This is a genomic window from uncultured Kiloniella sp. (assembly GCF_937128705.1).
Taxonomy (GTDB): domain Bacteria; phylum Pseudomonadota; class Alphaproteobacteria; order Kiloniellales; family Kiloniellaceae; genus Kiloniella.
Genome location: NZ_CAKZMP010000070.1, coordinates 1 through 18,157 on the forward strand (window position 1 = coordinate 1; position 18,157 = coordinate 18,157).

Sequence of the window (18,157 nt, forward strand, 5' to 3'; positions counted from 1 at the left end):
CTGGCTGAATCTCAATTGTTTTTTTGCCATTTTGAAACCATCGAGCAGGTAAATTACCTTTTAACACTATTTCATCTCCATCAACTTCTAACCAACTCCCCTCTCTTAAACCAATAACAGGGATATCATTATATGCATGAAATTCTTTTATCCTTGTTTCTCTAGTTTCGCCTTTGTGCTTTGAATTAGGGTCTGGGTCTAAATAATGGGCATTGATATTAAAAGGAACACATCCTAAGGTCTTATAACTCGGTGGATACACAATGGGCATATCATTTGTAGTTTGCATCGTGAGGCCACAAAGGTTACTCCCAGCGCTTGTGCCTAGGTAGGGAGTGCCGTTTAAGATTACATCTCTGAGTGTGTGCATTACATCTATTTTGTATAGCTGGTTAACTAGAACAAACGTATTTCCTCCGCCAGTAAATATGCCTTGGGCAACCTTTAGCGCTTCTGTTGCGTCTTTATAAGTATGGAGGCCTTTTACAGAGATATTAATTTTTGCAAAGGCTTTTTGAGCAATCGTTGTATAGTCGTCGTGGGTAATACCACCAGGTCTAGCATATGGTATAAAAAGAATTTTTTTTGCATTTTTAATCGACGAAATACATACAAATCGACAAAAAACATAGTAATACCTATTTAGAATACAAATAGCTTTGTAAAATAATGGTAGCACTAATTTCATCAACCAATGCTTTGATTTCTATCGGATTTTCATCGTATTTAATGATCGATCTATCTCTACCTTCTCTGGCTTCAATTTTACTCGATATGTTAATAATCGGTGTAATACCTTTTTTTATTCCCCAAAAAATACAGACAAAACTCAGAGGGAGAACGACAAACACATAGGGGAAATATTCACTAATAAAAATAAAAATAACCAAGCCAAAAGGAAAAATCCCATCGAAGGCGAGCTCCATATCTTCCGTCGCAACAGCCCAGGCATTTTTCCCCTTAATTTTAGTCGCATGGGTCAACCAAACGATTTCATCATCCTGCTCTGGATCAAAAAAGGAACTCGGTCCTTCCTTGGTTGGTTCAGGCATCGTGGGGCTTATATAAGATTTGATAATAATTTCACCATTATACCAAATTTGATAGCTACTATCGGAAGCAATTCCAGCATCAATAAAACTTGGTGGGTTTTGTGAAATTTGCTCTAACCAATTAACCAGAGCCTGATCATTTTCATCAAAATAGCTTATGGGTAGCGCGCTGGCTAAAATTTCACTTCTGACTTCAAGCTCATCTTCTGTCAGAGTTACAACAAGCCCCTTCAAACCAACGATAACGGTTGCAAAAACCAGTACCCAAGTAAGTAAGGTGATTGATAAAGTGTAATAATAGAGCCGTGTTTTAACGGAAAAAAACGTCATACACTTTCAACCTTATACCCGACACCGCGAAGGGTAGAAATTATATTTGATCCCAACCGTTTTCTTAATCTGGAAATCTGAGCTTCTATGGCATTGGGTGTCACACAATTATCCCAAGTGTAAGCGTATTCTTCTAGCTGGGATTTGGAAACATAACGCCCAGCATTTTCCATTAATTTTTTCAGGATAATGAACTCAGTCTTTGATAATTGAATTTCAATATTACCAAGTTTGACTTCGTGTCGATCCGGACACAAGCTTAATTGGCCTACAGTAATTATACTGGAAGCGCGAACTGCGCGACGTCGTCCCAAAGAACGAAGTCGCGCAAATAGTTCATCCAGATCAAAGGGTTTTGTCAGGTAATCATCTGCACCGTTATCCAAGCCTTCTATTTTTTCCGATGTTGCAGTACGCGCAGTTAACATAAGCACAGGCAATGTAATGCCTTTATTTCGTGCTTCTTTCAGGAAATCGATACCCTGTTGATCTGGCAACATCCAATCCAGTACGATAAGATCAAAAACACTGACCTCGAGAGCAAGAGAGGCATCCTCGGCTGACTTGACCCATTCACAAACGCTTCCGTCATGATGTAGTGCTCTTTCCAGTGTTGCCCCCAATTGCGGATCATCTTCGACCAGTAACACTTTCATGACTTAACTTTCTCACGTTGAGTTTGGCACATCTGGGTTTGGACGAGTGATCTTGGTTTATCACCTTTCACAGCATTCCTAAAGAATGAGATAATTCGAGAGATATCAAGACCTATTTCATAGAGAGAAGGGATTAATAACAAAGTAACAAAGGTTGCGAGTATAACGCCAAATGCCAAGGATATTGCCATCGGAATAACAAACTGAGCCTGATAACTTGTTTCGAACAAAATTGGCAACAACCCCAAAAATGTTGTCAACGATGTCAGAACGATTGGCCGAAACCGTGAAATACTACCATGTAAGATAGCAACCGAACTCTTCACGCCCCGTTGCTTCAGCTTATTAATCTGATCAATCAGAACCAGGTTATCGTTTATTACGACACCTGCTGCGGCAAGTACTCCCATGACTGAAAAGGCATTAATCTCTAGACCAAAGACGTTATGCCCTAAAATAGCACCAACCAAGCCAAATGGAACTGCTGTCAAAATAATAAAAGGCAGCAGATAAGAATTACTTCCAATCGCCAAAATCGCATAGATGACAAAAAAGAAAATAACATACAGCTTGAATGATTCTGAAAGGAACTCATCTTCCTCTTCTGCGTCACCATCCAGTTTGTAGCTAAAATTTGGATATTCATTGCGTATATCTGCCAGATACAGATCGTTAATCACATTCAACAATTCAAAGCGTGCCCACTGGTCTTCATCAAAGTTGACATTGATTGTTGCTATTTGCTGGCCGTTGATACGCTCAATATGGCCCGGTGTTTTCGCATCTCTTAGCTTTGCAACACTTGTAAAAGGAACCAGGACATCCTGATCCGTAATTTTCACAGGGAAGTCTTCAATATTTTCGATGTATAAGCGTTCATTTTCCGGAAGACGTAAATTAACGTCCATGGTTTCCATAACCCCGGGTAGCCGATCCACACGTGTACCGTAAAAAGCATCAGAGAGTTGATTGCTGATACTGCTTACATTTGCCCCAAACCGCATTCCCTCTGGTAAAAGATTAATGAGAAACTCTTTTTGTTCTACTCCTTGCGTAACCGTAAAATTAAATACCCCGTTGGTTCCGAGTAGTTTTTGTTTCAGCGCCTTAACATGTAATGCTATTTGTTCAGAATTTTTCCCGAAAATTTTCAACGAAATGCTATTGGCATCACCATCTTCACTTGAGGAAAAATTGACCTTTTTTGCATTTGCAATAACACCAAGTTCTTTTTGCCACCTGGCTTCGATCTCTTGTACAGGGATTGTTTTTAGGGCATCAGAATCAAGCTCTACCAACATATAAATATCATTATCCGCGATAAATGATGCTCTGTTTTTTATCAGTGTTGATAATGAAACATCATCTTCATGCGTAGCATCAAAATCGGATATTATTGCCGGAAGGACAGCCTCAAAAGATTTTTCAAGGTGCAACATTGTGTCGTGCATTTCATCTGCTGTCGTCCCCCGGTTCATAGAGATCGACGAGATAATTTGTCCTTCGACCATATTGGGGAAAAGCTGCATCGGAACTTTACCCGATACAACTAAGCCTGCAGACAGAACCGCAATTGATAAGAAGATAGATAAGGTAAAATAACGCCAGACAACTGCTCTTTTAACCAAAGGTCGATAGAGTTTAAGGATAACCACGCGCAATCCCTTTTGAAACTTTCTGCGCGGCATTTTAATCAGGTGGCTAAACCGACTGTCACTCCCGAGCTTAAATGTAACCAGATGGCAAGGTAAGATCAGGAGTGATTCTATGAGTGAAAAACAAAGGACAGCAACAATGATAAAAGAAATATCAAAAAGAAAGCTACCGATAATACTCTTGAACATTAAACCGGGAACCGCGGCAAAAATCGTCGTGAGGACACCAAGAAAAACAGGTTTCCAGACATCTTTTACGCCTAGAAAGGCTGACTTTGCGCCGGGGCCACTTTTCTGCTGCCTGTTGTAAACACTTTCACCAACAACAATTGCATCATCAACAACAACACCCAGGATCAACAAAAAAGCAAACGTCGACAGGTGATTGAGAGAAATATCAAACACGGGGAGGAGCCAAATCCCCCCAGTGAAAGAGATAGCAATACCTGTGCACACCCAAAATGCGAGCTTAAGGTTAAGAAAAAGGATCAGCACCACAAATACCAAGCACATACCAACCAGAGCATTGTCGAGCAACATGGTTAGACGCTGAGCTATGTCTTTACTGTCATCTAGCCAAATGGTGACACCAACATTTGGCGGTAGCCGATTTTTGATCTCATCAATTTTACGTCCGATTTCATCCCTTACACCGAGAAGATCTTGTCCTTCGGAAATAAAAACTTCTAATCCTGATGCGTTTTCTCCGTTAAAGCGGCTAACAAAATTTACGTCTTTACGGTTAAATTTTATTTCGGCGATTTCGCCCAAGAGAATTTTTTCACCTGTTATTTTATTAACAACAGAAATGTATTCAAAATCATTCGGGTGATAAGCTCTTTCGTTTCCTCGTATAGATATTTGATTACTACCGTGTCCGATAGAACCAGCAGGTACATTTACAGAAGCGACAGAGATCGCATTGGCAATATCTTTTAGGGTGAGGCCCGTTCGCCTTAAATCATCAGAAGGTATTTCTATCGATATTTCACGTTTAGGCGCAGAAAAGAGCTTCACGTCACTCGCACTGGTTTCGCTAATGAGTTTATTTTTTACCAACTCGCCAATACGGGTCAGGGTTTCCAAATCAACGTTTCCATGGATAGCAATATCCAGAATACGATCTTTATCTTTGGTTTCCGTTATTTGGGGACGCTCAATCCCTTTGGGTAACGTGCCAAGAGCATCAATCTTCCTTTTAATTTCAGAGACTTTTTCATCAATATCCACATCAGAATAAAAAAAGATCGTTGTTGTTCCGATGTCCTCAACAGCGAAAGAGTATAGATTTTTTATACCCTCTATATTCTTGAGCGCATTTTCGACAGGTATCGAAATGTTTCGGGCAATAATTTCAGGCGTCGCACCATTATATTCGATTGTTATATCAACGGCATTTAGCTTCGCAGGCGGAAATATTTGGGTTTTAAGGTCAAAACTGGCGACAACACCCCCCAGTAATATAACGGCCATTAACAGATTGCTGGTAACCGGGTTTTTGACAAACCAATGAAGTATTTTATTCATTGATCAAAACCACCTGATTATTATTGCCATCAATGTCAAAATTATTGATCGCTAAACTTTTAATAGAATCTAATTTTCCAACCGCACCATTGGAATTAGTTCTGATTTTCATGCCTTCGACAAAAATTTCAGGTGGCTGGGTTAAAATTTTTGTCGGTAGTTTAATATCTGCCGTAAAATAAACTAACCCCGTATCTTTGTGATGAATATTGATTTTTCGTTGGCGAACAACATCATCTAGGCCAACTTCAAGAATACTATTTCTCATATAAAGGGCACTCGCCGGTATCCGATACATATTCGATATTGTTTCAGACTGTATTTCAGCAAAAACAAAGGTACCGGATAGCAATGGATCTAGAGAAAAACTTTCCTCAGAGTTTACATTGGCAATCAACATATACTGATTGGTTTTCTTTTGAATTTCTTTTTCCATTCCAATAACTTGACCAGCCCAATGACGATTATCTTTTCGTTGAGGATCTCTTATAACGATGGCTGCTGATTGAATACTCTCATCAGAGAATGAAAGACTATCCAACTGACGACGGGTTACAGGCAACCTGACTTCCAGCAAGCGATCAGAAAAAAAATTGGCAACATTCGACCCTGAAGAAACATACTGCCCTACAGCAGCTAACTTTTCTCTTATCGCTCCGTCATAAGGTGCAGTAATTGTCGTCCTGGAAAGAGCTAATAATGCTTTTTTCTGTTCTGATATTGCGGCCTCAAGATTGGCCCTTGCCTCGTTTAACTGGGGTATTCGCAAGGTTAGGGGGGAGGGAGATCCTTTACCGTATTTTTTCCACTCTAATTTTGCGAGCTTTGATTCTGCTTGTTCCTTGATCAGCTTCTGTTTTGCGCTGGCCACATTGGCCTTTGCTGTCGCCAGTGATAGTTCATAATCGCGAGGATCAACTTGAAAGAGGAAATCCCCCTTCACAAAACGATCACCAACCTTAAGATCGGTTGCTGTTTTTGTAATAATACCAGAAACCTGTGTTGTTAAAATCGTCTCAAATTTTGGATGTACAACACCTTGGGTTTTAATCTTAAAATTCGGGTGCTGCTCAATAATATTGGACGTTGATAACTTTGGTAATTCCGGTTGTTTTGATATCTCGGCAACGACCGGGTTTTCATCCTCAATGACAACCAAGCTCAAGAATATCGATACTGACAAAATCAGAATAGGGAAAATTAGTTTCAACAGTAAAATCGTTGTTTTTTTTAACGATAAATCGAAGGTCATCACAAATTCCTGTTATCTTCTGCCATCTCTGGGTCAGCAAGCTCTGGATTAGCCAGTTCAGGATCAGATAAAACGCTTTTTTGCAGCGGCGAGTTATGTCCCCCCAGAGCCAGGTAAAGATTCACCCGGGACAAAAGTCTTTGTTTTTGAACATTAATAAGTCGGGATTTACTTACAAAAAACCTCTGTTGTGCTTGCAACAAATCCAGGATAGGAATCAAACCGCTGTAATATTTTTCGCGTGAAAGGTTTTGGCCTTGCTCAGCCATCAAAGCGGCACGGCTTAACTCTTCTTCTTGTTTTTTGAGATGAATTTCATTTCCCAGATAATTTTCGACCTCATCAAAAGCCTTCAAGGCAGTGTTCACGTACTCTGCAATAGTTTCATCCTCTATCGCCTTGTTTTGCGCGATAACTGCACGACGTTGCCCTCCATCATAGATCGGCTGGATAATGTTACCTGCGATAGAGGCAACAAGGCTGTAGGGATCAAAAATGTCACTCAATTTTCTATTTTGATAACTGGTGCTTTGTGTAAGAGACAATCTGGGCAATCGATTGGCCTCAGACGCATTCAAATTGTGATGCGCCGCGATAATCTTCTGTTCAGCGACAAGAAGATCGGGGCGATTCACCAATAAATCAGACGGAATACCAGCAGAAAAATCTGTTACAATTTTTGGAAATTCTTTCGCGCTTTTAATATTCCCGGAAGGATATCTTCCAAGAATTAACTCTAACTTTCTAATAGCTTGTGATCTCTCATTAACCTTTGATGTTAACGTAGCATCTGCATTTGCAAGATCAGTTTCCACAAGACGGAGATCTAGAATTGATCCAATTCCTTGTTGATATCTGTCCCGTGTCCGTTCCACGACCTCAATCAAGTTGCTCTTTTCCTGACGCGCAATATCCAGCTGTTGCTCCAAGGCAATAACCTCAATCCATTGCAACACAATACGTGTCGCAACTGACAACTCAGCAAATTCAACATCGCTTTGTCTCTGTAACAAGGCACTATAAGAGGCTTGTGATTCGGCCTCTAAACGTCCCCAGACATCTATTTCCCACGAAATTCTTGCTTCGGCTTTAAAGGAATTCTCATAATTTTTAATGCGTTCGCCATTCAGGCCTTTTGAAGAGCTTTTTGTTCTGCTGGCATCACCGGATAGATCTATGCTGGGGAATAGAGCTGATTCGGATACGTCATACTGAGCAATTTGTTGTTCTAAGCGTGCTCTGGCCGATTTTAGTTCCGGGTTGTTCCTTATTCCCTCAACAATAAATTTACTGACTTGTTGATGAAAATCAGGTGTAAACCACGTTTGAGAGACCGCAACGACAGCGTTTTTATTAACATGAGACTTTTCATGGGAAGACCACTGATCAGCGACCTTTGGCAACGTCGCTTTATAATCAGGAAGATCCGTCGAAATAACACACCCCTGCACAGCAATTATACTCATTGCCGCAACTAGTCGGGGAAAGTGAATTTTAGATAATATAAGCCAGCACATAGGCCTAAGATAAGACCCGAGCCTGACAAAACGCTGACAATAGCAACCAGCTATTAAATCAACGTTTTGTTTGAGAGTTTAGGCAATCGTTAGAAAAGATATTTACCTAGCTTATCGGGATTTTACATAACGCCCCGGTGCTGGTTCGATTATCTTTAAAGCTGCTTTATCTTTTGACATTCCTTCACCAGGATTTCGGGCAGGGACAAGCTTTCCGCTTTTCTTCTGCGCCCATTTTGCCCAATGAGGCCACCATGATCCCGGGTATTCTTTTGCAGCCTCAAACCACTTATCAGGATCATCGGGGGTGTCCGAATTAATCCAGTGCGAATACTTTTCAGCAGCAGGAGGATTAATAATGCCGGCAATATGCCCGGACGCGGCAAGCACAAACTCTTTTTCGCCTGAAAAATGACGCGTATTGGCATAGGTGGATTTCCAAGGAGCAATGTGATCTTCTTTTGCAGAGATCATAAAGCTTGGAACATCAATTTTACCCAAATCAATGGGTACACCGTCTAATACGACCCCACCGGGTTCTACCAGTTTATTATCTAGGTACATATTTCTGAGATAAAAAGAATGCATTTTGGCTGGCATTCTCGTCGTATCAGAGTTCCAATAAAGCAAATCAAAGGGGAAGGGGGTTTTACCGCGCAAATAGTTGTTCACGACAAAAGACCAGATAAGATCATTGGCCCGCAACATATTAAAAGTCGTTCCCATTTCAGCCCCATCGAGATATCCTCGATCAGACATTTTTTTCTCAAGAACTTCCATCTGTTCTTCATCAATGAAAACTCTAAGCTCGCCCGCTTCGGCAAAATCCGTCATTGTGACAAAGAATGTACCACTTTTGATGCGCTTATCTTTCTTTTCCGCCATGTATGCGAGGGTAGAAGCTAGTAGTGTCCCCCCCAAACAATACCCAATGGCGTTTACTTCTTTCGTCCCCGTTGCTGTTTCTATGGCATCAAGTGCGGCAAGGGGGCCACGGAGCATGTAATTTTCAAAAGAGTAATCGGCCAAACTCTCATCTGGGTTCACCCAGGAAATCATAAAAACCGTAAAGCCCTGTTCCACAGCCCACTTGACGAAAGAATTTTTAGCTTTGAGATCCAGAATGTAGAATTTATTGATCCAGGGAGGGATGATCATAAGAGGGCGAGAATAAACTTTCTCTGTCGTTGGGGCGTATTGAATAAGCTGCATAAGCTCATTCTCATAAATAACGCTGCCCTCTGATGTTGCGATGTTTTCACCCAAGGTAAAAGCATCTTCATCCGTCATTTTAATACGACCCTTTTCCAGATCGGAAATTAGGTTTTCCAAGCCTTGTAGTAAATTTTTGCCTCCTGATTCTGCTGTTTCTCGCAAAATTTGGGGGTTTGTCATCAAGAAATTACTCGGGGAAAGCGCATCCAGAAACTGTTTCGTATAAAAATCGACCTTACGTGCGTCTGTCTCGCTCAGGCCGTCAATATCCTTTACAGAACTGTGAATCGTATTCGCCGTCAAAAGATATGATTGCTTTATAAATTTAAAAAAGGGATTTTCTTCCCACGCTTCATCTTGGAAGCGTCGGTCACCTTTTTTCTTTTTATGCTCTTGATTTGTAGAAGACGATTCTTTCGCCGTTTTTGGTTTATTTTCCTCGGATTGATTATCCGGGTTAAAGAAATTTTGTGAAGCTTCCAACCAAAGAGAATTATAGCCTTGCCAAAGATCTGTTTGTAATTTGATCGCTTTTTCAGGATCCGACCAGAATTGTTGCGACAATTCCCAGAATGCTTTGCCAATCCGCATGGGATCAGGCTCATTATCTAGTGTTTTCACGCTTTGGTTCGCTAAAAAGCGTTCAATCATTGCCTGAGATTTTTCAGAAATTGCTGTCATTGTTTCAGTAATTTCTGAGGGATCAGGTAGCTTTATTCCCTCGGGGTGTTGATCGACCATCCAGCTTTCCCTATGATCTGTTTAGTCTTTTTATCGAATAGTATATCGCCTTGTAGCTCTTTCAATGTTATACACCCATTGTTACAGCTGGAAGCGCAAAGAACAACAAGTGAGGTCAATTTCGTTGCTAAATACATCTATTCAGTTGTAATTTTGATGTATGTGTATCGATTTATTTGACGTTTGCATGGGGGAACGGTCTTTAGTTATGGCCAAGGACAAATATATGCCAGAGTTGAGAAAACGTAGTGTATACCGCTTTGGGGGTAAAGGTCGCATTGTAGGAGCAATTGTGCTTCCATTGATGCTTGCAGCCTGTTCTTCAACACCTGATTGGGCGAACCCTATCGCTTGGTTTGATAGTGACGAACCTGAACAACCGACACAGGTCACCAATGCCGAAAATGTCGTGCCCGCCGAAGGATTTCCGAATCTTTCAAGTGTACCCGGCGAATCACCTCAAACGACATCTGGCGATTATAGAACTCAGGTAGCCGAAGGTTTGGTCGCGGACCGTAATAATGCGGAATATAGTGATCAACCATTAACTGCTAGGTCAACACTTGTTCCTGCTGCACCTCCACCAGCTGTACCGCAAGCACCCTCTGTTGCACAAACGACACCACAGGCTGCAGCTCCGGTTGTACCAAACACAGTGCCAGCATCACCCCAAGCCGTTCCCGGTGCATCATCGCAAACAACTGTTATATCATCTCAGGGGGCCGCTTTACCGCCCGCATTTCCAAACGGCGCACCAGCATACGCACAAAATCAATACACTGGACCACAGTACAACACGCCAAGCTGGGGCTCACCTTACGCACAACAGCAGGGTTACGCAGGTCAAGCGGCATACGGATCACCCTATACCGCTCAAGCTGGCGGCCAGCTCGTCGCAGTGATTTACTTCTCGCACGGTTCTTCAAACCTAAACAATCAGGATATTCAAGTCATTCGTGATGTCGCTGCATTGTACGGACAACGCGGCGGAGCCATTACCGTTCTTGGACATTCAAGTTCCAGAACACAGCTAACAGACGCATTGCGCCATCAACAGGTTAACTATGAAATCTCTGGTCGTCGTGCCGAAGCCGTTACGCGCGCCTTGCAAAACTCTGGTGTTCCCGTACGTCAAATCATTACAGATGCACGATCTGACAGTAACCCTGTTTTCCACGAGTTCATGCCAACGGGTGAAGCAGGGAACAGACGCGTAGAAATATATGTAAACTAGGCACCTTATCCTGAGAAATTTTTGATAAATTTCTCTAAATAAAAACGCATAAAACATTGGTCACGGAGCTGGTATTCTGCTATCTGCTTCGTGGCCTTTTTTATAGGGGCTAATCACCTTGGTCAGAAGAGAAAAGAATATCTCTTTTTTTCTGACTAAATAGAGATAACCCAACAATTTCGAGTTGAGAATGGACCAGGAATTTCACCGTATAAAACGTTTGCCGCCTTATGTATTTGCTGAAGTTAATGCATTGAAAGCAGCGGCACGAGCGGCGAAAAGGGATATTATCGATTTTGGTATGGGAAATCCTGATCAGCCCCCACCACAACACGTTATCGACAAACTAACCGATGTTGTTCAAAACCCCAGAGTACACGGATATTCTACATCTCGCGGTATTCCCGGTTTAAGAAAAGCAATATCAGCATATTATGATCGACGCTTTGGTGTTGATATTGATCCCGAAACAGAAACCATCGTAACACTGGGATCAAAAGAGGGCCTTGCCAATCTGGCACAGGCGATCACCAGTCCGGGTGACATTATTCTGGCACCAAACCCTAGTTACCCGATCCACGCTTTTGGATTTATCATTGCTGGCGCTGCCATCAGATCTATGCCGATGACGCAGAGCGGGAATATCATGGAGCAGTTGGAAATAGCTGTTCGACATTCCGTTCCCAAACCTTTGGCTATTATCCTGAACTATCCATCAAACCCAACAGCCGAAGTCAAGGATTTGGATTTTTATGCAGAGATCGTGGATTTCTGCCGTAAGCACGAAATCTATATCATTTCTGATCTGGCTTATGCCGAGGTTTATTTTAACGATACACCGCCGCCATCAATTCTTCAGGTTCCCGGCGCAAAAGATATTGCCGTAGAATTCCTGTCCATGAGCAAGACATACTCAATGGCAGGATGGCGCGTCGGATTCTGCTCAGGAAATAAAAAACTTGTTGCCGCACTGACCCGGGTTAAATCCTATGTTGACTATGGTGCCTTTACACCTGTTCAGGTCGCCGCAGTGTCTGCCCTCAATGGCCCACAGGAATGTATCAGTGAAATGCGCGACCGCTATCGTGGTCGCCGGGATGTCTTGATAAAAGGCCTCAGTGCAGCAGGGTGGGATATACCAAGTCCCCCCGCGACAATGTTTGCCTGGGCACCTTTACCAAAAGAGTTTGCTCACTTGGGATCAATGGAATTTTCCAAGTTATTATTGGAACATGCTAATGTAGCGGTTGCCCCCGGTGTCGGTTTTGGCGAGTATGGCGAAGGTTTTGTCAGGTTGGGACTCGTAGAAAACGAACAACGGACGCGTCAGGCTGTTAAAAACATCAAAGCCATGATGCAGAAAAAAGACAGTATTCTTGAACAAATTAGTAAGCGGAAATAAATCGTGAGTGAACCCCTTAAGATTGCGATCGCCGGATTAGGTACTGTTGGTACTGGAACCGTCAAACTTATTCAGGATAATCTAAACGTCCTAGCCCAACGCACGGGACGTGAAATGTCTATCGTTGCGGTATCAGCACGTAGCCGTAAAAATCGCGATTTTGATATGAGCGACATGACCTACTATGATAACGCAGTGGACATGGCCGAAAACTGCGACGCTGACGTTCTTATGGAACTGATAGGCGGTTCCGAGGGCATCGCAAAAGAAGTCGTGGAAGTATCAATCGCCAAGGGGCGTCATGTTATTACCGCGAACAAGGCGCTGCTTGCACACCACGGAACTGAACTGGCAAAACTGGCTGAAGAAGCCGGCGTTGCTTTGGCTTACGAAGCTGCCGTCGCTGGCGGAATTCCGGTTATCAAAGGGCTTCGCGAGGGGCTCGCAGCCAACTCCTTTGACCTTGTGTATGGCATTCTCAACGGCACGTGTAACTTTATCCTCACCAATATGCGCGAAACAGGGCGCGACTTTGAGGAAGTGCTTTTTGAAGCTCAGGAACTTGGTTATGCCGAAGCAGATCCTAGTTTTGATGTAGACGGTGTTGATGCTGCACATAAACTGTCACTGTTAAGTTCAGTATCCTTTGGTACCGAGGTTGATTTTGACTCTGTTTACATAGAGGGCATCAGAAATATCTCGGCACTTGATATTGTAAATGCAGAAGAGCTCGGATACCGCATTAAACTTCTTGGCATTGCCCGTAAGACAGAACATGGCATCGACCAACGTGTTCACCCTTGCATGGTTGCCAAAGATCAACCTATTGCCTCTGTAGAAGGCGTTTTGAATGCTATCGTCTGTAACGGAAATCACGTTGGAACAACAATGTTCGAGGGTGCAGGGGCAGGCGGAGGCCCAACAGCTTCAGCCGTTGTTGCTGATCTCGTAGATATTGCCCGCGGCACTATTTTGCCAACTTTCGGCGTTCCGGCCAACGCGCTTGAAAAACCAATAGCCCAGCCCGTAGAAAAACGCGAAGGTTCTTATTACCTGCGTTTACAGGTCGAAGATCGTCCCGGCGTAATCGCAGATATATCCAATATTCTTAAGGACGAAGATATTTCTGTTAAGTCACTCATTCAGCATGAATCCAACCCCGGAAAGTCAGTTCCGCTTGTGATTACAACACAGGCAACAGTGGAAACGGCAATGAGCCGATCTCTTGAAAAAATCTCGCAACTCGATTGCGTACTAGAAAAACCAAATATGATCCGGATCGTCTCTCTTTAATAGAACGATCTGAAAGCAATAACCGTTCACTATTGAACGGTACCAAAGTCAGAGGACAAAGATATGGAACGCAACCTGGCCCTAGAGACCGTACGTGTCACAGAAGCTGCCGCACTGGCTTCTTCCCGCCTTATGGGGCGTGGAGACGAGAAAGCAGCTGATCAAGCCGCTGTAAATGCTATGCGAGACGCTTTAAACGGCTTAGCGATTGACGGAACCGTTGTTATCGGCGAAGGCGAACGTGATGAAGCGCCAATGCTTTATATCGGTGAAAAAGTCGGAAAGGGCGGTCCAGGCATTGATATTGCGTTGGATCCCTTGGAAGGTACAACACTGACAGCCAAAGGTGGCCCCAACGCAATGTGCGTTATTGCCATGGCTGAATCAGGAAACTTCTTGAACGCACCAGATACCTATATGGATAAGATTGCCGTTGGTGCCGGACTTCCAGAAGGCGTAGTTGATCTTGATGAGACTGTTGTAAACAACCTGTCCAATCTGGCAAAGGCAAAGAAAACTGACATTAGTGATCTGGTTGTCTGCATTATGGATCGCCCACGTCACGAAGAGAAAATCGCACAGGTTCGCGAATGCGGTGCCCGTATTGTTCTTATTGGTGACGGCGATGTCGCCGGTGCCTTGGCAACCAGTCGTTTTGATAGTGGCGTTGACCTATTCATGGGGGCAGGCGGCGCACCTGAAGGCGTTCTAGCTGCTGCGGCTCTTCGCTGTACTGGCGGTCAGTTCCAAGGCCGTTTGCTCTTTAGAAATGATGATGAAGTTGCCCGTGCACGTCGTTGGGGCATTGAAGATCTCGACCGTAAATACGAGATCAACGAACTTGCCAAAGGTGATGTTATGTTTGTTGCAACAGGCGTAACAGACGGTAGCTTGCTTCGCGGCGTACGTCGTTATCAAGGCGGTGCAACGACACAGTCTATCGTGATGCGTTCCAAAACGGGAACATCTCGCGTGGTTGATGCTACTCACAACTTCTACCGTAAAACATGGTATGACAATCTGGGTGTTTAAAACCTTTATCAGATAAGCAGAAATAAAAGAGGCGCCGCACTGGGCGCCTCTTGTTTTTTATGGGAAGCTCGGTAGGCTAAGTACGTAGGCTGTATATATTTCCTTAAACATTTTTAATTGGTCGGTTCATTATTATGCAGGGCAAAGAACGTGATACTTTTCTGGGTATCGAAAGCTCTATCACAGGCAAGCGTTGGGAAGAGCGTTTAAAAGACCACCGTTCGGCTCTTGCTCTCAGTCAACGTCTAGGTTTACCCGAAATTATAGGCCGATTACTGGCCGCCCGTGGCGTCACTCTGGATACAGCCGAAGCCTTTTTGAAACCAACCCTTAAAGACTGGTTACCAGACCCATCTGTTTTAAAGGGAATGGACGACACAACAGCACGACTTCTCAAGGCTCTGGAACAAAAAGAAAAGATAGCTGTTTTTGGAGATTATGATGTAGATGGAGCAACTTCCTCTGCTCTTCTCATACGTTACTTTAATGCAATAGGCGTTGAAATTGCCGTACATATTCCAGATAGAGTAAGTGAAGGTTACGGCCCCAATCTTCCAGCATTGTTAAATTTGCAGAAGCAAGGATGCTCACTCATCATTACAGTGGATTGTGGCACATCGGCTTTTGAAGCTCTTGAAGGTGCAGAGCAAGCGGGTCTCGATGTCCTAATCATTGACCATCACGAGGCTGAAGCGTTGTTACCACCCGCGGTTGCCGTTGTGAACCCCAACCGACAGGATGAAACTCGCGAATACGGATCTCTTGCTGCGGTGGGTGTGGTTTTTTTGGTTCTTGTTGCTCTAAACCGACGCCTGAGAGAATCAGGATGGCTCAGTGAACACAATATCAGAGAGCCCAATCTTATGTCGCTTCTGGACCTCGTTGCTTTGGGTACAGTCTGTGATGTTGTGCCGCTATCAGGACTAAACAGAGCCTACGTCAGTCAAGGCGTCAAGGTTCTGGCCAAACGACATAACCCCGGTATTGTTGCACTATCAGATGTGGCCAAACTTTCTGAAAAACCTGACAGCGGACATCTAGGCTACACCCTAGGCCCTCGTGTCAATGCAGGTGGACGTGTTGGACAATCTTGGCTCGGCGCGAAACTACTTTCGACAGAAAATGCTGACGAAGCACTTAAAATAGCATCACAGCTGGAAGAATATAATTCAGAACGTAAAACAATTGAAACAGACGTCCTCGACCAAGCACTGGGTGCCGTTGGGAATGAAACGGAACTAAAAGGCATTGCCATTGCGTCCGGTGAGGGGTGGCATCCCGGTGTTATAGGTATTGTCGCTAGCCGACTTAAAGATCGTTATAATATGCCGTCCCTTGTCATCGCCTTTGATGAAAAGGGGATTGGCAAAGGATCAGGCCGTTCTGTCCCCGGCGTCGACCTTGGCGCTGCCGTCATTGCTGCACGTCAGGCAGGCTTGCTCGAAAATGGCGGGGGACATGCCATGGCAGCAGGCCTGACCGTTCACAAAGAAAACTATACAGAACTGTGTGCCTTCTTATCAGAACGCCTCTCTAAAGCGTTGTCTGAAGTTTCTTTTACACCAAGCATCGGTATAGACGGGGCACTTCAACCTGGCGGAGCCAGCACGGATCTTATCGATTTACTGGATTCATGCAGCCCCTTTGGCGTTGGCAACCCTCAGCCTAGGTTCGTGTTACCTTCCGTCCGTGTTTTACGCCCCGGTCTCGTTGGTGAAAGTCACGTCAGATGTATTCTAAGCGGTTCTGACGGGCGGACCATCAAGGGGATAGCCTTTCGATCCCTTGATAATGAATTGGGACAACTGCTTTTGAATACAGGGGGTATGCCCATCCATGTCTGCGGTAAACTAAAACGTGATACCTGGTCAGGACCAGATGGTGTACAATTAATTATAGAAGACGCCGCACCAATAAACGGGTAAGATAACCGAATGAAGCAATCGTTTCTTTCTAACAAACGCTATTCTTTTAATTGTTTTCATTCCTTAGGCAGAATAGTTTCTGCCTTTTTTTTAACTGTTTTCCTCACATCAGCCCCTTTCCCTGAAAAGAAAGCCTTTGGGCAAGAATCCGCTCAAGTTGATTTAGAACTCGTTCTGGCAGTTGATGCCTCTACAAGTGTTTCCGCCCAGGAATTTGATCTTCAGATGCGGGGAATTGCGCAGGCCTTTCGCGATCCTTCTGTCGTGCAAGCCATTGCCGTTGCCGGGGATCGTGGCGTAGCCGTTGCTATTATCCAATGGGCGAACAACCTTCTGCAAAAAGTTGCTGTCGACTGGTTCTTGATCCGCGACGAACAAAGTGCCGCAGAATTTGCCGACATCGTTGATGAAACACCCAGATATATTTTTGGGGGTGGGACCTCTATTGGTGGGGCTATTACCTATTCGACCCGTCAAATGGAAATTAATCCCTTCATTGGTGCGCGCAAAGTTATCGATATTTCCGGTGATGGGCGATCCAATCAAGGGGCGCCACCTGAACTTGTCCGCAACCAATCGACAACACAGGGTATTGTGATTAACGGTTTGACCATCAACAATGAAGATCCCTTTATTGATCGGTATTACGAAAAATTTGTTATTGGGGGCACAGGAGCCTTTGTTCAGACCGCGACCACCTATGAAGATTTTGGCGCAGCGATGAAAGAAAAGCTGATCAAAGAAATCGGTGGTGTGCCCGTCGCGCAAAAAGCCAATGAAATCAAGCTAGCAAAACAATAATAGACAGCTAATTTAAAAAAAAATCACAGAATCGAAAATACCTACTTGCCAAGGGTCTCTGAAATCGGTAAATCCTTGCTCACCGAAAGATGACCCCTTCGTCTAGAGGCCTAGGACACCGCCCTTTCACGGCGGCAACACGGGTTCGAATCCCGTAGGGGTCGCCATTCGGTTCAAAGCCGCTTTATAGCGGCTTTTTTGATTCTAAGACGATACGAATCTCTCGCTCCAATATTCTTTATCCGACTCACTGACGTTGACCGAAACGATTCGTATATTCTATTAAGAGGGCAGGGGTAAATTCAGCTAATTGATTGTATTCATCTGTATCTATCTTGCTGAATTTAAATCCAAAATTGATCATTTTTGGAATTTTTCAAAGAAAAATGAAAAAAACGAACTTTATATGAAAAAGGTGCTTGCCAAGGGTCTCTGAAATCGGTAATTACTTGCTCACCGAAAGATGACCCCTTCGTCTAGAGGCCTAGGACACCGCCCTTTCACGGCGGCAACACGGGTTCGAAT

The 18,157-nt window shown here is 43.8% G+C and carries 13 protein-coding genes and 1 tRNA gene; 7 read left to right on the top strand and 7 right to left on the bottom strand.

Features of this window, described 5'->3' with window-relative positions:
* From pepE to phaC, 7 genes are all read right to left on the bottom strand, one after another.
* On the bottom strand, positions 1–688 hold a 688-nt coding region (gene pepE / locus Q0241_RS03995), incomplete at its 3' end, for a dipeptidase PepE (RefSeq protein ID WP_299373487.1).
* Positions 639–1,382, bottom strand: a complete 744-nt coding sequence (locus Q0241_RS04000; protein WP_299373490.1) for a hypothetical protein — start codon at positions 1,380–1,382, stop codon at positions 639–641. The genes Q0241_RS04000 and pepE, both read right to left, overlap by 50 nt.
* The gene (locus tag Q0241_RS04005; RefSeq protein WP_299373493.1) at positions 1,379–2,038 is read right to left on the bottom strand and encodes a response regulator transcription factor; all 660 of its coding nucleotides are present in this window, start codon (positions 2,036–2,038) and stop codon (positions 1,379–1,381) included. Before Q0241_RS04005 ends, Q0241_RS04000 begins: the two co-directional genes overlap by 4 nt.
* Positions 2,035–5,220, bottom strand: a complete 3,186-nt coding sequence (locus tag Q0241_RS04010) for an efflux RND transporter permease subunit (RefSeq protein WP_299373496.1) — start codon at positions 5,218–5,220, stop codon at positions 2,035–2,037. Before Q0241_RS04010 ends, Q0241_RS04005 begins: the two co-directional genes overlap by 4 nt.
* On the bottom strand, positions 5,213–6,472 hold the full coding sequence (locus tag Q0241_RS04015; protein ID WP_299373499.1) for an efflux RND transporter periplasmic adaptor subunit: 1,260 nt from the start codon (positions 6,470–6,472) through the stop codon (positions 5,213–5,215). The genes Q0241_RS04010 and Q0241_RS04015 overlap by 8 nt, the downstream gene beginning before the upstream one ends.
* Positions 6,472–7,938 carry an efflux transporter outer membrane subunit gene (locus tag Q0241_RS04020; protein ID WP_299373502.1) on the bottom strand — a complete coding sequence of 489 codons (1,467 nt, stop codon included), beginning with the start codon at positions 7,936–7,938 and terminating at the stop codon, positions 6,472–6,474. Before Q0241_RS04020 ends, Q0241_RS04015 begins: the two co-directional genes overlap by 1 nt.
* Before the next feature lie 162 nt (positions 7,939–8,100).
* Entirely contained in the window at positions 8,101–9,945 is a 1,845-nt protein-coding gene (gene phaC / locus Q0241_RS04025; RefSeq protein WP_299373506.1) for a class I poly(R)-hydroxyalkanoic acid synthase, read from the bottom strand.
* A 208-nt stretch (positions 9,946–10,153) separates the two neighbouring features.
* On the opposite strand from phaC, the gene Q0241_RS04030 reads away from it, so the two are divergent.
* The 7 genes from Q0241_RS04030 (at position 10,154) to Q0241_RS04060 (ending at position 17,799) form a co-directional block, all read left to right on the top strand.
* Positions 10,154–11,179, top strand: a complete 1,026-nt coding sequence (locus tag Q0241_RS04030) for an OmpA family protein (protein ID WP_299373509.1) — start codon at positions 10,154–10,156, stop codon at positions 11,177–11,179.
* A 190-nt stretch (positions 11,180–11,369) separates the two neighbouring features.
* Positions 11,370–12,581, top strand: a complete 1,212-nt coding sequence (locus Q0241_RS04035; RefSeq protein WP_299373512.1) for an LL-diaminopimelate aminotransferase — start codon at positions 11,370–11,372, stop codon at positions 12,579–12,581.
* Between the two features lie 3 nt (positions 12,582–12,584).
* Positions 12,585–13,874, top strand: coding sequence for a homoserine dehydrogenase (locus tag Q0241_RS04040; RefSeq protein ID WP_299373517.1), 1,290 nt, complete (start codon positions 12,585–12,587; stop codon positions 13,872–13,874).
* 63 nt (positions 13,875–13,937) lie between these two features.
* Entirely contained in the window at positions 13,938–14,906 is a 969-nt protein-coding gene (gene glpX, locus Q0241_RS04045; protein WP_299373520.1) for a class II fructose-bisphosphatase, read from the top strand.
* A 134-nt stretch (positions 14,907–15,040) separates the two neighbouring features.
* Positions 15,041–16,831 carry a single-stranded-DNA-specific exonuclease RecJ gene (recJ, locus tag Q0241_RS04050; protein WP_299373523.1) on the top strand — a complete coding sequence of 597 codons (1,791 nt, stop codon included), beginning with the start codon at positions 15,041–15,043 and terminating at the stop codon, positions 16,829–16,831.
* Positions 16,832–16,840: 9 nt separating this feature from the next.
* Positions 16,841–17,632: a DUF1194 domain-containing protein gene (locus tag Q0241_RS04055; RefSeq protein ID WP_299373526.1), complete on the top strand. Its 792-nt coding sequence runs from the start codon at positions 16,841–16,843 to the stop codon at positions 17,630–17,632.
* Positions 17,633–17,723: 91 nt separating this feature from the next.
* A tRNA-Glu gene (locus tag Q0241_RS04060) sits at positions 17,724–17,799 on the top strand.
* Positions 17,800–18,157 lie beyond the last annotated feature (358 nt).